Below are 15,295 nucleotides of genomic sequence, written 5' to 3' on the forward strand. Positions count from 1 at the left end.
CCTACTCCGCTGCCCGCGAATGAATTGCAACGTGGCTGCGATCGAGATCGCGCGATAACAGCCGGCCGACCGTGCCCGAGGCGCGGCTGACCTGCTCGAGATAGGCTTTGGTCACGCGCGAAAAGTGATTGTAGATGATGACCGCGGGGATCGCGGCGGCGAGGCCGATTGCCGTGGCGAGCAGTGCTTCCGCGATGCCCGGCGCCACCACTGCGAGATTGGTGGTCTGCGATTTCGAAATGCCGATGAAGCTGTTCATGATGCCCCAGACGGTGCCGAACAGGCCGACGAACGGCGAGATCGCGCCGACGGTGGCGAGCAGGCCCATGCCGACACGGACCCGGCGCGCCTCGGCGCGGGTGATCTCGGTAAAGCTCGAGGAAGCACGTTCCTTGATGCCGGCATCGCTCGGCAGATCGCTCGACAGGCGCAGCTCCGCGATCGCGGCCTGCAGCAGCGACGAGAGCACGCTTCTCGAGCTGCCAACCGCCATCTGTGCCTCAGCCAGCGATCTTGCACTTGCGATCTTGCGCAGCAGACCGCCGAGCTTGCGCTGGAGCACGGCGAACTCGATGCTCTTGGCGATCAGGATCGTCCAGCTTGCGACCGAGGCGAGCGCAAGCGCGATCATCACCGCCTTGACCACGATGTCGGCCTTCAGGAACATGCTCCAAGGCGACAATTCATCGAGGCCCACGGCGATCGATTTGCCGGGTTTGGCGCTGCTCTCCGCACTCGGCTGAGCGGCCACTGCTGGTGATGCGTCGGTTGCCGGCGCCGCCGCGGTCGTCCCGGCTCCATTGAGCTGCGAGGCGTTCTCAGTCGCAGCTGCGTTGACCGCTGTTTGAGCCGTTATCCCCTGAGCAGACCCCTGCGCTGCGGGCGCCTGGATCATCGGAGCTTGGCCTGGGGCTGTCTGCGACGGCGGCGCCGTCACCTGCTGCGCGAAGGCGAGCGGTGGAGCGGCGACAAGCGCAAATGCGAGAGCGAAAGCGGCGCGAAAGCGAAACGATATCATCATACTTCGGCCCAGTGGCGGATCAGGTTGTGATAAATGCCGGTCAATCTGACGGTTTCAGGATCGTCACGCCCCAGCCGCCCAGCAAGACCCTGGATCACATTATCGAGATCAAAGATCATACTGCGGACGTGAGCATCCCGTATCATGCTCTGCATCCAGAAAAAAGAGGCGACCCGCGCGCCTCGGGTCACCGGCGTCACCATGTGAAGGCTCGATGACGGATACAAAACCGCATCGCCTGCGGGCAATTTCGCCTCGTGCGAGCCGTAGGTGTCCTCGATCACGAGTTCGCCACCGTCGTATTCGTCGGGCTCGGCCAGGAACAAGGTCATCGACAGATCGGTGCGGATGCGCAGGCCCGTCAGCGGATCGCCGCGCACGGCATTATCGACATGGATGCCGAAATGGTGACCGCCCGAGGCCGCGTAGCGGTTGAACAGCGGCGGAAAGATCTGCAGCGGAATTGCCGCTGACAGGAAACGCGGATTCTTCGTCAGCGCCGAGATGATCCGCTGTCCCAGCGTCCGCGCCACCTCACCATCCGGCGGCAATTGCTCATTGCGCTTGACCATGGCCGACTGCGCCCCGGCCGTCGAGCGGCCGTCCTCCCATTCCGCCGCATCCATGATGCGACGGAATTCGGCGACGTCCGATTTGCTGAGAACTTCCGGGATGCAGACCAGCATGATGTCACTTCATGATCGCGTCAGTATCGCGCCGAGAGCACCAGATAGGCCGCGCGGCCCGGTGCCTCCAGAACGAACGGTGCCGAGCTCTGATAGAGCGCGTCGTAGTAGCGCTTGTCGAAGATGTTATTGACGAACAGTTTCGCGGTCCAATGCTTGTCGATCTTGGCCTCCGCAAAGGCATCGAAGCGCCAGTAGCTCGGGATCGAGGTGCCCTGGTTGGCCGCAAGCAGCGTGCCGCCGTAGATCTTGGAGCGATAGACGGCCTGGCCGCCGATCTCCCAGGTGTCGTCGAGCTGATACTTGGTCAACATGCTGAACGACTGATGGGCGACGTTGGCGAGCGGCCGGCCGACATTGGTCGTGTAGAGGATCGTATTGGCCGGCGGCGCCAGCGACTTGGTCACCTCCGACTGCATCAGCACGAGACCGCCGAACACGCTCCATTTGTCGGTGATCTTGCCACCGACACCGAGATCGATGCCGCGGATGCGGTAGGCGGCGCCGGCCGTGATGCAGGACACGGTGCCCGTGGTCCCCGCCGGATACGGACAGGTCGCGGTCGCCGTGGCCGCGGTGACGTTCTGCGCCTCTCGCGCGTTTTCCTTCTCCGTCTGGAACAGCGCGCCGGTCACGAGCAGATGCCGGTTGAACAGCTCCCACTTGGTGCCGAGCTCGATCGCCTTGTTCTTCTCCGGTCCGAAGATCTGGTTCGAATTGCCGTTCAGCACCGCCGACAATCCGCCATAGGCGGTGCTGGTGCCGTCGAACTCGGCACCGACCGGATTCGACGAGGTTGCGTAGGCCACATAGACGCTGCCGTTCGGAGCCGGCTTCAAGGTGAGGCCGAGATTGAAGTTCGGCAGTCCGAACTCAGCGGCCTGGGAGCCCCACACGTTGGACACGCCGTTGACCGTACCAAAGCCGCTGGTCTTGATGTTATAGGCGTCGTAGCGGACGCCCCCGTTGAGGATCACCAGGTCATGGTAGTTGGCGCTGTCCATGACATAGCCGCTGGTCGTGTCGATCGCGATCTTGGTCGGGAAACCGGACAGTGACGGCGTGGTCGTAAATGGCAGCGTCATGTATTGCGGGGCGAACACGTTCACGGTCGAGATCGAGCCGCTGCCGCTGAACGGGACGCCCGTTACCTCCGAGCTCAGCCCGGTATATTTATCGATGCTGGAGATCTCGCGCGAGATCTCCACGCCGCCCAGCGCGGTGTGCTGGAAGCCGACCCCGTCGTCGAACTTGTAGGTGAACTCGCTCTGATTGGCGACGACGTCGGTCTGCTGGAAGCGGCTCTGCGGATTGGCGCTCAGCGTCCACAACTGCGGATTCGGGTTGGTGACGACGGCCGATTCCGGCAGCGTGCCGATATAGTTCTGGGTCGAGCGCCCCAGGCGCACCTTGTCGCTGAAGGTGAGATCCGGCGTGATCTTGACCTCGGTGTTGATGGTCGCGAAATCCTGCCCGGTCCTGTAGAAATCGCGGTTGAGCAGGCCGTAGAAATTGTTGCGGTTGACCCCGAAATCAGGGAACGGGCCGCCCGCGGTGCTCGCCGTGCTCGGCCGATAATACGGCACGCCGAAATCGGGGATGCCGGTCAGCTCGGTATGGATGTAGTTGGCGGTCACCTTCACCGGGTCGATCGGCGTCCAGGTCGCGGCGACGAACGCGCCGTTGCGGTTGTCGGTGATGGCATCGCGGCCTGCGACATTGGCGTCCTGAAACAGGCCGCCCGCGCGCACGGCAAGCGTCGGATTGATGACCTGGTTGACATCCAACACCACGCGCTTGGTGTGGTCGGTGCCGAAGGTCGTATCCATGTTGTAGAAGCTCTTCTCGGTCGTGGCCTGCTTGGTCACGATATTGATCGCGCCGCCCGTGGTGCCGCGGCCCGCAAAGGACGAGCCGGGGCCACGCAGGATCTCGACCTGCTCGGTGAAGAAGTTCTCGCGCACGCTGACACCGGGATCGCGCACGCCATCGATGAAGATGTCGTTGCGTGCATCGAAGCCGCGGATGAAGAAGCGGTCGCCGAACGCATTGCCGCCCTCGCCGGTTCCGAGCGTGACGCCGGCCGTGCTCAACACCGCCTGTTTCAGGTTGGTCGCGTTCTTGTCCTCCAGCACCTCCTTGCCCAGCACCGTGATCGACTTCGGCGTGTTGAGGATCGGCTCGGGAAACTTGCCGGACTGCTGCAGGTGGTCGACCTTGTAGGGCGCGGCGGCGTCAGCATAGGGATTGCGGTCGGCGCTCAGCTGACCGGCGTTGGGAAACGGCACCGGCGCCGCCTGTCCCTGGCCCCCCTGCTGCTGTCGCTGCGCCGCGCGCCGCAGGGCATTGCGGGCGCGGACCTGGTCGGCGGTCGGCTTGGAGGCAGACGGTTTGGCGCGCGCGACGGGCGCGTCGACGTTGACCGGCGGAAGATCCGACGCCGGCTGCGCATCGGCCCCCGAGACCGACGCCACCGCGATCAGGCCGGCGACGGCCGACATCTTGGCGCCGGAGGCACCATCGAATCTTGCTTCGGAATTGACAGCTGCAATCGCACGTAGCGATCGCGGTGTGATGACCTGTCCCATCGGTATTGACGCGCCCCGCTTCCATTTCACCTCGCCACTCGCGGATCACTCGCATGTGACGATGTGAGTTTGGTATCGGGCGCGTTTCAGGGGGTCAATTTGAGGAGGTCCAAGTTCAGCTTGAATAGTTCCAGATCAAAACGATTCTAAATCGGGCTAATTAGAACGAGTCTAAGCCACGCAACGCGCGAGCTCTGGCTGGCCTTCATGGCAACGCGCGTGCACGCGTCGTGCACACGGCGAAACCGCTAGTCGCTGCTCAGCGGCTTCATCAGCGAGAACAGTTCGTCGACGGTCTGCTGCGCGACTTGGCGCACGCGATCGGAGTTGTCCACGCCTGCAATCCGCACGCCTTTCACCACCGCTTTGATCTCGTCGCGGAAGTCGGTGAGGAAGCGCAACGGATCCTTCTGCTCGTTGGCAACACGCGCAATCAATCCGGTCACCAGGATCTGGCAGGCGATCATCTTCCCGTTCAGCTCGTCCATTCCGCGCTCCACACAGCTAGGGCTGATATGGACCGGGCCGCTGCATGCTGACAACCGCAGCCCTGCGGGTTTGAAGTCGTTCTAAACTGACCCCGTCGGTAACCTGTCGCGCTAAAGTAGTACCGATGCGGCGACCCTACTTCGCGGCGGCATGATCCGTCGAATCGGACAGCGTCTTGATGCGCTCCTTGAGCTCGCGCAACGTGGTCAGGCTGGTCGCGACCGCCTCATCGGGAATCCCATCCAGCACGTCGGCAGCGATCGCGTCCCTGAGATCGTCGAGATCATCGACGAGCCTGCGTCCCGCGTCCGTCAGGTACAGCCGGTTGGCGCGGCGGTCCTTGGGATCGTGCCGGCGCTCGAGCAGGCCCTGCTCAACCAGCCGGTCCAACAGCCGCACCAGCGAGATCGGCTGCAGTTCCAGCACTTCCGCGAGATCGACCTGCGAAAGTCCCTCTTGCGCGCGCAGCCGAAACAGCACAATCCATTGCGCGCGTGTGGTGCCGCGCGCTTTGGCACGATGATCAATATAGTTGCGCAGGATGCGCGAGCTTTCGACAAGCTGGGCGACCAGCTGCCGCCTGAGGTCCAACGCCACGTTCAAGGCCATGTCCCAAGGGTCTCCTCGAAGCTTTCGAATTGTTTAGGTTTCTTCAAGCAGCGGTGTGTTTACACATTAAGTGCACGCATACTATATCTGGCGTGCTGGGAACGCTTTTAAAGACCGGTTATTCTCTTCGCTTCAGCGTCCGAGCCGACATCGAAAAGAGCCGATATGAAGACGTCACGCACGATCGGTTGGATCCTGGTTCTGGCGGCCCTCGGCGGCGGCTATTACGGCTGGCAGCGCTATCAGGGCGCCGAAGCAGCCAAGCGCGCCGAGGCGCAAAAGGCGGCGCGGCCGCCTGCCGTGCGCGTCTCCACCGCCCCGGTCGAGAAGACGGATTTCCCGGTCTATCTGACCGGTCTGGGCAACGTTCAGGGTTTCAACACCGTCCAGGTCCGCACCCGGGTCGATGGACAGATCGACAAGATCGCCTTCACCGAGGGCCAACTCGTCAATCAAGGCGACCTGCTGGTCGAGATCGATCCGCGGCCGTTCCAGGCGAGCCTCGATCAGGCCAAGGCTAAGAAGGCCCAGGACGAGGCCAACCTTGCCAATGCCAATCTCGACCTCCAGCGCTTCACCAAGCTCGGCGAATTCGCCACGCGCCAGCAGACCGATACCCAACGTTCAACCGTGGCGCAGCTGACCGCGCAGATCGCCTCCGACGACGCTGCGATCGCCAACGCCCAGACCCAGCTCGATTACACCCAGGTCAAGGCCCCGATTACCGGCATCGCCGGCCTGCGTCAGGTCGACATCGGCAACATCGTCAATGCCGCCACTCAGACCGGCATCGTCACGATCGCCCAGATCGAGCCGATCGCGGTGATCTTCACCGCTCCCGAGGAGCAGCTGCCCTACATCAATGAGGGGCAGAAGGCGGGAGCACTGAAGGTGATCGCGATGACCACCGACGGTAAAAAGGCGCTGGCCGAAGGCAAGCTCGCGGTGGTCAACAACCAGGTCGATACCACCAGCGGGACGATTCGGCTGAAGGCGGTGTTCGACAACAAGGACCACACGCTGTGGCCCGGCCAGTCGGTCTCGACGCGACTCCTGGTGAAGACGCTCAAGGACGCGACCGTGGTTCCCGATGATGCGATCCAGCACTCGACCAACGGGCTCTATGCCTACGCCGTGAGCCAGGACAACAAGGCCGATCTGCGCAAGGTCAAGGTCGGCGTCTCGATCGACGGCCGTACGGTGGTCGAGCAGGGCCTCGCGCCGGGCGAGCAGGTGATCACGGGCGGTCAATTCAAGGTTCAGCCAGGTTCACTGGTCACCACCGCGGTGGCGAGCTCGGATCCGGCGCAAGCGAAGGTCCGGCAGGAATGAACGGCGGCGGCATTTCGGCACCTTTCATCCGCTACCCCATCGGCACCTCGCTGCTGATGGCAGGTATTCTGTTCGTGGGTCTGGTGGCCTACCCGCTGCTGCCGGTCGCGCCGCTGCCCCAGGTCGACTTCCCGACCATCCAGATCACCGCGACCCTGCCCGGCGCCAGCCCGGAGACGATGGCGACCTCGGTGGCCCAGCCGCTGGAACGCCAGTTCGCCCAGATTCCCGGCATCGCCCAGATGACCTCGACCAGCTATCTGGGGACCGCCTCCGTCACCATCCAGTTCGATCTCACCCGCAACATCGACGGCGCCGCCAACGACGTGCAGGGCGCGATCAACGCGGCCAGCGGCCAGTTGCCGAAGACGCTGCCTTCGCCGCCGACCTATCGCAAGGTCAACCCGGCGGATTCGCCGATCCTGTTGCTGTCGGCGACATCGGATACGCTCCCGCTCACCACGGTCTCGGATGCCGTCGACGCCCAGCTGGCGCAGCAGATCAGCCAGATCACCGGCGTCGCCCAGGTCATCATCGGCGGCCAGCAGAAGCCGTCGGTCCGCGTTCAGGTCGATCCGGCCAAGCTCGTCGCCAAGGGCCTGTCGCTGGAGGATGTGCGCAGCCAGATCGCGATCACCACCGTCGATAGCCCGAAGGGCAATATCGACGGCGAGCGGCGCGCCTACACCATCTACGCCAACGACCAGCTGACCGAGTCGAAGGACTGGAACGACGTCATCATCGCCTATCGCAACGGCGGTCCGTTGCGGATCCGCGATATCGGCCGCGCGGTGACCGGCCCTGAGGACGCCAAGCAGGCGGCCTGGGCCAATGGCAAGCGCGGCGTGTTCCTGGTGGTCTTCAAGCAACCGGGCGCCAACGTCATCGAGACGGTCGACAAGATCAAGGCGACGCTGCCGCGCCTGGTCGCGGCGATCCCGCCGGCGATCAAGATCGAGCTGATCTCCGACCGCACCACCACCATCCGCGCCGCGGTCGAGGACGTGCAGTTCACCCTGCTCCTGACCATCTTCCTGGTGGTGATGGTCATCTTCGTGTTCCTGCGCAGCTTCTGGGCCACCGTGATCCCGACCATCACCGTGCCCTTGGCGCTGCTCGGCGCCTGCGCGCTGATGTGGGTGTTCGGCTACACGCTCGACAATCTCTCGCTGATGGCGCTCACCATCGCGGTCGGCTTCGTGGTCGACGACGCCATCGTGATGCTCGAGAACATCTCGCGCTATGTCGAGGAGGGCGAATCGCCGATGGCCGCCGCCTTCAAGGGCGCGAGCGAGATCGGCTTCACCATCGTCTCGATCTCGATCTCGCTGGTTGCGGTGCTGATCCCGCTGCTGCTGATGGGCGGCATCATCGGCCGCCTGTTCCGCGAATTCGCGGTCACGCTGACGATGACGATCTTCGTCTCGATGGTGGTGTCGCTGACGCTGACGCCGATGATGGCCTCACGCTTCCTGCGCGGCGGCCATCAGAGCCATGGCCGGTTCTATCAATGGAGCGAGCGCGGCTTCGAGGCCATGCTGAAGGCCTATGAGAAGGGTCTCGACCTCGCCTTGCGCTGGCGCTTCGTGACGCTGCTCGTGTTCTTCGCCACGCTCGGCCTGTCGGTTTATCTGTTCATCCTGATCCCGAAGGGCTTCTTCCCGCAGCAGGACGTCGGCCTGATCACCGCGACCTCGGAAGCCTCGCAGGACATCTCCTTCCAGGCGATGCAGTCGCGCCAGCAGGCGCTGGCCGACATCGTGATGCAGGATCCCGCCGTCGCCAGCGTCGCGATGGCGATCGGCGGCTCGGGGCGCGCCGGCAACAACGGCAACATGTTCATCACGCTGAAGCCGCGCGACCAGCGTGACGCCTCGGCGCAGCAGATCATCGGCCGCCTGCGGCCGAAGCTGGAACAGGTCCAGGGCGCCCGCCTCTATATGCAGGCGGCACAGGACATCCGCCTCGGCGGCCGCCCGACCCGCACCCAGTTCGAGTTCACCCTGCAGGACGCGAATCTCGGCGAGCTCAACGAATGGGCGCCGAAGATCCTGGACAAGATGAAGACGCTGCCGGAGCTGCGCGACGTCGCCACCGACCAGCAGACCGACGGCACCACCGTCCAGCTCAGCATCAACCGCGACACCGCGTCGCGCTACGGCATCACCCCGCAGCTGATCGACGATACGCTGTATGACGCCTTCGGCCAGCGCCAGGTGGCGCAGTATTTCACGCAGCTCAACTCCTATCACGTGATCCTGGAGATCCTCCCGGAGCTGCAGGCCCAGGTCGATACGCTGGACAAGATCTACGTGAAGTCGCCGACCACCGGCGACCAGGTGCCGCTGTCGACCTTCGCCAAATGGACCACCGTGCCGGTGCGCCCGCTGTCGATCAGCCACCAGGGCCAGTTCCCGGCGATCACGATCAGCTTCAACCTCGCGCAGGGCGTGGCGCTCGGCCAGGCCACCCAGGCCGTGCAGCAGGCGATGGTCCAGCTCGGCGCGCCCGCGACCTTGAACTCGAGCTTCCAGGGCACGGCGCAGGCATTCCAGCAGTCGCTCTCGACCGTGCCGCTCTTGATCCTCGCGGCCTTGGTCGTGGTCTATCTGATCCTCGGCATCCTGTACGAAAGCTACATCCACCCGATCACGATTCTGTCGACCCTGCCCTCGGCCGGCGTCGGCGCACTCCTGATCCTGATGGCATTCGGCTATGATTTCAGCCTGATCGCGCTGATCGGCGTAATCCTCTTGATCGGCATCGTGAAGAAGAACGGCATCATGATGGTCGACTTCGCCATCGCCGCCGAGCGCGACCAGCACCTGACGCCCGAGCAGTCGATCCGCCAGGCCGCCCTGCTCCGTTTCCGCCCGATCATGATGACCACCATGGCGGCACTGCTCGGCGGCGTGCCGTTGATGCTCGGCACCGGCACCGGCTCGGAGATTCGCCAGCCGCTCGGCTATGCGATGGTCGGCGGCCTGCTGGTCAGCCAGATGCTGACGCTGTTCACGACGCCCGTGGTCTATCTCTATCTCGACAAGCTCAACAACGCCTTCTCCAGCTGGGGCCGCTCCAAGCTCGAAGCCGAGGGCGAAGCCGACACGCACGGCCCGGTCAAGGAAGCGGCAGAGTAGCGCAGGGCTGCGATGGCGAACGGGACGGCCGCGTCACGTGCGCAGGCCGGACCCGGCCGGCCACATCCACGTCTGAGCCGCTCCAGCGGATACAGGCCGTCAGCGCGCAGATCGTTCCGTTATGCAGGTTACACACCACTGCGACCGTACCGCGTCTGGACCGCCAGTGCGCCGGTCATCAGGGCATCGCACACATCGCAAGGGTCCTCTCGGGAAAGAGATACGGCCTCTCGCCACTCGGGCGGTGCGCCCCCTCCCCCGCTTGCGGGGGAGGGTCGGGGTGGGGGCACTTCACAGACAGGATTATCGAGAGGCCGAAACGCGACCAAAGTCCCCGCCCCGGCGAATTTCCCCCAATTCCATCCCCTTACGCGCTTGCCAAGTCCCGTCACATGCGGGTAGAAGAGCGCCGTGCCCGCGGCTGATCCGACTTGCGCCGCGCTTTGCGCACCACTGCCGGACAGTTCAACAAGCGCTTGAGACTGCTCGGCAATTCCGTTGGGGAATGGTGTAACGGTAGCACAACAGACTCTGACTCTGTTTGTCTTGGTTCGAATCCAGGTTCCCCAGCCAGTTTAGCGACAAGCTCCCCGTAATAGGCCTACGCTGGCCAACCAACCTACCCAAGGGCCCTAACCCTTGCGGCGCCCGGCGGAGCGCAACCAATATCGTGAGGCTCGCCCGCAATCGGCGAGGGACACGAGGTTGGTTGGCCAAAGCGGCAAAAATGTTCGGGACCTGTCGAGCGACACATAAAGATAATCACCGCCAACAGGCGGCCCAGCGGTGGCGTCGAACGACCTGCAATATTGTATTCTTGAAAACGCGGTTGATTTCCCAGCCTGAGGATAACCGCCGACCACGCGGTCCTATCGCTCAGGATCGTCGGGAAACGACGTTCTTTGGGCGATCAGTTCGTGAAGCGCATCTCTCACCTGGTCGACCACTTCGACCCAGTCGCGTCTTTCGCGCTGACGGAAAAGACGCATGGTCGGGTACCAGGCGCTATCATCACGATCGAGCAACCAGCGATAGTCCGGCGTGTACGACAGAAGTGTCCAGGTGGGACGGCCAAGCGCTCCGGCGAGATGAGCGACGCTGGTGTCGACCGTGATCACAAGATCCAGACATGTGATCAGCGCGGCCGTATCCGCGAAATCGGTGAGTTGGATCGTCAGGTCCAAGATCTCGCTCATCTCCTGCAGCGCGGCTTTGTCTTCCGGCTTCGGCTCTTTCTGCAGGCTGATGAACGCCGCGTCTCCGCCGAACAGACGGGAGAACGCTCGCAATGGGATCGAGCGATTGTGGTCGTCCAAATGATTTGGGTTGCCCGACCAGACCACACCGACGCGCAATTTTTCATGTGTACCAAGACGCTCTTCCCAGGCTTGGATCCGGTCCGGATCAGATGCCGGCAAATAAGACGCGGGTGCAGGAATTGTCGCCAACGTCGTTCGAAACGCGAATGGAAGGCTCATGATCGGGCAATGGAAGTCGACCGCAGCAACGTTGGCTGCCTCCGAGACCGAAATACACTGCGAAATCCCGGGCATGTTCGACAACAAGGGAATTAAGGGCTTTTGAACCGCGAGAATGATGCGGGCACCTAGCGCTACAACCATGGGCACATAGCGGACAAACTGGATCGTATCGCCCAGTCCTTCGTCGGCTGCGATGACGATGGCTTTTTCCCTGATACTATCTTGGCCCTGCCACATGGGCGGCCGGAACCGAGGATAAGAGTTCGGCAAGTCCCAACGAACCTCTCGGCCAGACCAGCCCGCGTCGAAATTCCCCAACAAGAGGTTCAAATGAGCCGTCCCCAGATCAGCCAACGCGTCTCTCGGATCAGTGTCCTTTAGCCGTCTGTAGATCTCGAAGGCTTCATCAAACCTACGAAGCTTCGTCAAAACAGCGGCCTTGTCGTGCAGCGCATCTCTGGAGCCAGGTTGCAGAGCCAGTGCCCGCTCAAACCATTCCAGCGCTTCTTCGTCTTTGCGCATTGTGCGCAAGACAATGCCCGTCTTGACACAGATATCGGCGTTGCCCGGTTCGATCTCGTTGGCTCGCCGGCAGATCGAAAGAGCTTCCTCGAAGCGCTTCAGGCCATTCAGAAGTGCACCACGCATCAAGAGCGTCGGCACCTGGTTGGGCCGCAAAGTGTCGCTCAAATCGAGATAGGCGAGCGCCTCGTCGATCCGCCCCAATCGTTGAAGCGTGATCCCGCACTGATTTGCCGCATCCCAATGTCGGGCATTCAGCTCTAATACACGCTTGAAGCTCAAGACCGCGTCGGCGCCCTGCTGCAGGCTAACAAGAGCATTGCCCCGGAGCATCCATAGATCGGCACTTTCGAAACCGAGCTCCATCGCCTTGTCGAAAACCTTGATCACCTCATCTGAGCGTCCTTGAAGCTGCAGGACTGTGCCAAGACTCAGGAAGTATTGAGGCTGGAGATCTTGCTGTATCGCGCGGGATATCCACTGTAGTGCAGTTTCATACTGCTGCGCCTGGAGCGCAAGGATACCCAACAGATTAAGAGTTGGCGCGTGCGCTTCATCAAGCGCAAGCGCCAGATGGCAGGACCGCTCGGCGTCCGCACGGCGGCCACTCGCGACCTCGCGCAAAGCTGACTGGTAGAAGTTCTCAGCACCATCGGGCTTAACAGGTTTCGGCTTCACTTTGGTGCGCGAGGCCCGACGCTCACGACGGTTCATTTTTGCAATTTGTCCCAGCTACTAATTTGAAGTAACTGATTCTCACGCAGGTTGAAAGTTGAAGTTCTATCTCTGGGTGTGGCGACCCGCGTTCAGCGTGTACAAGACGTTTAATTGCTAGACCTTCAACTTATGCGAGAGATACGTGAAATATGCCGCCGCCAACTCGATGTCTTCCGATGCAACGCGTTCGATTTCCGTCGTGTGAAGCAATACAGGTGCGAAATCATAGGTTGCTCGACCCCCAATGTCTGGAGTCTGAGGTCTAGGATTAAAAGCAGAAGGCGCGCCGGCTACAAATATTCTAGTTATTTCAACGCGCGTTGCCCGTCGTGCCAATCTGTCGCGCGCGTGCGACCCTGCCATGTCGGGCAAATCACCGCGATTCTCTGCCGCTTGTGAATCAGGACATGGCCGCACCGGTCACTTCGGCCGGCTGACTTTTGCCGCCCTACTCCGGCTTCGGCTCGCCATCGTCCCGGGGCCGCTGATCGTCGGTCCGCGCCGTTCTGGTGGCGTGATCGTCGGTGCTGCCGCCCCAGGTTCCGAGGCTGCCAACGTTGGCGCCCGGACTGTCCAGCGGATGTGTGTCGCCGGGCTGCAGGCCCGATCGGATGCCGACGATCCCGCGGATTTCGGTCCCGTGCCGCTGTTTGTCATGTTGGTCGCTCGTTTGGACGGGCAACAACAACGTGACAGCGCTTGTTCCCGACGTGGTCTGCACGGTGCTATACATGCGCCCGCTTCTATGGAGAGCGGTGAGGTCAAGAGCCCCCTGCGCTATGTGAATCAGAGCGTGCTCACACGCGCCGTCCTGTTGGCTCCGCGCTGTCGAGCCGGAGATGCGCCGAAAACGCAATCGATGCAGGCCGCCAAGTTCCTAAGCACGGTCCGAGCGCAAACCAGATTCCTCCCTGAACCTTCGGGCTCGGTCAGACACTAACTGCTATCTCGGCTCCAGGTATTTGCGGCGCATGTGCGCTCCGTGAGCTTTTTTAGCTGCGGTGTGATCTGGGTTACTGCGGGGCTGCATCGTCTCCGCCAGTTTGGTCCGAGGCCGATTGAAGGATCGGCTCGACGGCACCGACTCCGGTTCCAAAGATTTTGTCTCCAAAGGCGTAGAGTAACGCCATGCGGGAGAAGGTTCGCGACATCAGTTCCGCTAAGTCCGGCAGCCGCCCGCCACGCGGGCAGATGCCGCGCCGTCTTACGGCCATCGTTGCCGGCGACATCGCAGGCTACAGCCGCCTGATGGAACTCGACGAGGAAGGCACGCATCTCCGCGTGAAGCGCATTCTGCGCGACCTCATCGAGCCGACCATTACCGACCACCACGGCCGGCTGGTCAAGACGACCGGCGACGGCTTCTTCGCGATCTTCGATAGTCCTGTCGAAGCCGTGCGCTGCGGCATCGTCATCCAGCAAAACATGCTTGCCCGCGATGCATTGCTACCCAGAGAAAACCGAATCGAATTTCGCATCGGCGTGAACCTGGGCGACGTGATCATCGAGGAGGACGACATCTATGGCGACGGAGTCAACGTCGCGTCGCGGCTCGAAGGCATCGCCGATCCCGGCGAAGTCTACATTTCCGGAGGAGTTTACGAGCAGATCAAGAACAAGCTGGTTTGCGGCTACGAGTCGCTCGGCGACCGCAAGGTGAAGAACATCACCGATCCGGTGCGGGTCTACCGCGTCCTCCCGGACCCCGCCGCACTGAGGAGAACCAGCCGGCGGCGCGAGACGATATTGCTCTTCATGCTCAGCGCAACGTTGCTGGTCCTCGCAAGCGCGGCACTTTGGTATTGGTGGCTCGCCGCAGAGTGGCGAGGTGGGCAAGCAAGCACAGCGGTGCGGCAGCTGCCGAACGTCTCATCATTGCCTCCTGCTTCTATACAACCCGCTGCCCCATCGCAGCCGTCGCCAACCGCAACACCGAGCGGTCCACAAGCGCCACCGTCAGCGCCGCCTGCCCCCGCGGTAGCGCCGGCAACCAACCAGGCAGCCTTGCAGGCCGCGCCCGTTCGGCCGCAGGTCCCGGCGATTCGAGAGCCCGATATGGTCGCGCTTCGCGGCGGCTCCTTCATGATGGGCAGCAACGATGATGCGACGGAGAGGCCCATTCATCGCGTCACCATCAAGGCGTTCGCCATGAGCCGCTATCCGATCTCGATTCGTGAGTGGAACCAATGCGCAGCGGCTAACGCATGTGGCTTCACGGCGAGCGGCAACGAGGATGCACCGGCGACGAATCTCAGCTGGACCGATGCCAAGCAATTTGTCACCTGGCTCGCTACGGCGACGCACAAGGCCTACCGCCTGCCGAGCGAAGCTGAATGGGAATATGCGGCGCGCGGCGGCACGCAAACACGTTACTGGTGGGGCGATGAATTTCAGCCCGGCATGGCCAATTGCAAGAACTGCACGGACATTGCGGCCATCGAACAACCCGTGAAGGTCGGCAGCTTCAGGCCTAACCCGTTCGGGCTCTACGACATGGGCGGCAGCGTCGACCAATGGGTCGAGGATTGCTGGCATAGGAATTATCAAGGCGCGCCGTTGGATGGATCGGCGTGGGTCGACAGCGATTGCACGGCGCATGTCATCCGGTCCGGGTCCTGGAAGAATGATCAGCGCTACGTGCGCGCAGCCAACCGTGACAGTTACGATACGAATGTTCGCTACCCCACACATGGGTTCAGGGTTGCCCTGT

At 62.5% G+C, this 15,295-nt stretch carries 10 protein-coding genes and 1 tRNA gene; 4 read left to right on the forward strand and 7 right to left on the reverse strand.

Annotation, left to right across the window (positions count from 1 at the left end; translation table 11 throughout):
- Position 1 precedes the first annotated feature (1 nt).
- The 5 genes from exbB to BRAS3843_RS12230 form a co-directional block, all read right to left on the reverse strand.
- Positions 2–1,018, reverse strand: a complete 1,017-nt coding sequence (gene exbB, locus BRAS3843_RS12210) for a tonB-system energizer ExbB (protein ID WP_175361111.1) — start codon at positions 1,016–1,018, stop codon at positions 2–4.
- Positions 1,018–1,707 carry a Fe2+-dependent dioxygenase gene (locus tag BRAS3843_RS12215; protein ID WP_008969197.1) on the reverse strand — a complete coding sequence of 230 codons (690 nt, stop codon included), beginning with the start codon at positions 1,705–1,707 and terminating at the stop codon, positions 1,018–1,020. The genes exbB and BRAS3843_RS12215 overlap by 1 nt, the downstream gene beginning before the upstream one ends.
- A gap of 20 nt (positions 1,708–1,727) precedes the next feature.
- Complete coding sequence (locus tag BRAS3843_RS12220) at positions 1,728–4,295, reverse strand: TonB-dependent receptor (RefSeq protein WP_008969198.1); 2,568 nt, start codon at positions 4,293–4,295, stop codon at positions 1,728–1,730.
- Positions 4,296–4,543: 248 nt separating this feature from the next.
- On the reverse strand, positions 4,544–4,783 hold the full coding sequence (locus tag BRAS3843_RS12225; RefSeq protein WP_008969200.1) for a hypothetical protein: 240 nt from the start codon (positions 4,781–4,783) through the stop codon (positions 4,544–4,546).
- Positions 4,784–4,919: 136 nt separating this feature from the next.
- Positions 4,920–5,381 (reverse strand): MarR family transcriptional regulator, encoded by a 462-nt coding sequence (locus BRAS3843_RS12230; protein WP_008969201.1) that lies wholly within the window; start codon positions 5,379–5,381, stop codon positions 4,920–4,922.
- A gap of 177 nt (positions 5,382–5,558) precedes the next feature.
- On the opposite strand from BRAS3843_RS12230, the gene BRAS3843_RS12235 reads away from it, so the two are divergent.
- From BRAS3843_RS12235 to BRAS3843_RS12245, 3 genes are all read left to right on the forward strand, one after another.
- Positions 5,559–6,725, forward strand: a complete 1,167-nt coding sequence (locus tag BRAS3843_RS12235; RefSeq protein ID WP_008969203.1) for an efflux RND transporter periplasmic adaptor subunit — start codon at positions 5,559–5,561, stop codon at positions 6,723–6,725.
- A complete protein-coding gene (locus tag BRAS3843_RS12240) occupies positions 6,722–9,865 on the forward strand; it encodes a multidrug efflux RND transporter permease subunit (protein WP_008969204.1) in 3,144 nt (1,047 codons plus the stop codon). The genes BRAS3843_RS12235 and BRAS3843_RS12240 overlap by 4 nt, the downstream gene beginning before the upstream one ends.
- A gap of 499 nt (positions 9,866–10,364) precedes the next feature.
- Positions 10,365–10,438 (forward strand) — tRNA-Gln (locus BRAS3843_RS12245).
- Positions 10,439–10,734: 296 nt separating this feature from the next.
- Here BRAS3843_RS12245 and BRAS3843_RS12250 read toward each other — a convergent pair.
- Positions 10,735–12,582, reverse strand: a complete 1,848-nt coding sequence (locus BRAS3843_RS12250; protein WP_008969205.1) for a tetratricopeptide repeat-containing glycosyltransferase family protein — start codon at positions 12,580–12,582, stop codon at positions 10,735–10,737.
- 451 nt (positions 12,583–13,033) lie between these two features.
- Positions 13,034–13,318: a hypothetical protein gene (locus BRAS3843_RS12255; RefSeq protein ID WP_035981522.1), complete on the reverse strand. Its 285-nt coding sequence runs from the start codon at positions 13,316–13,318 to the stop codon at positions 13,034–13,036.
- Positions 13,319–13,713: 395 nt separating this feature from the next.
- Between BRAS3843_RS12255 and BRAS3843_RS12260 the strand changes: the two genes are divergently transcribed.
- On the forward strand, positions 13,714–15,295 hold a 1,582-nt coding region (locus BRAS3843_RS12260; protein WP_063710300.1), incomplete at its 3' end, for an SUMF1/EgtB/PvdO family nonheme iron enzyme.

The sequence above is a fragment of the Bradyrhizobium sp. STM 3843 genome (assembly GCF_000239815.1).
Taxonomy (GTDB): Bacteria; Pseudomonadota; Alphaproteobacteria; order Rhizobiales; family Xanthobacteraceae; genus Bradyrhizobium.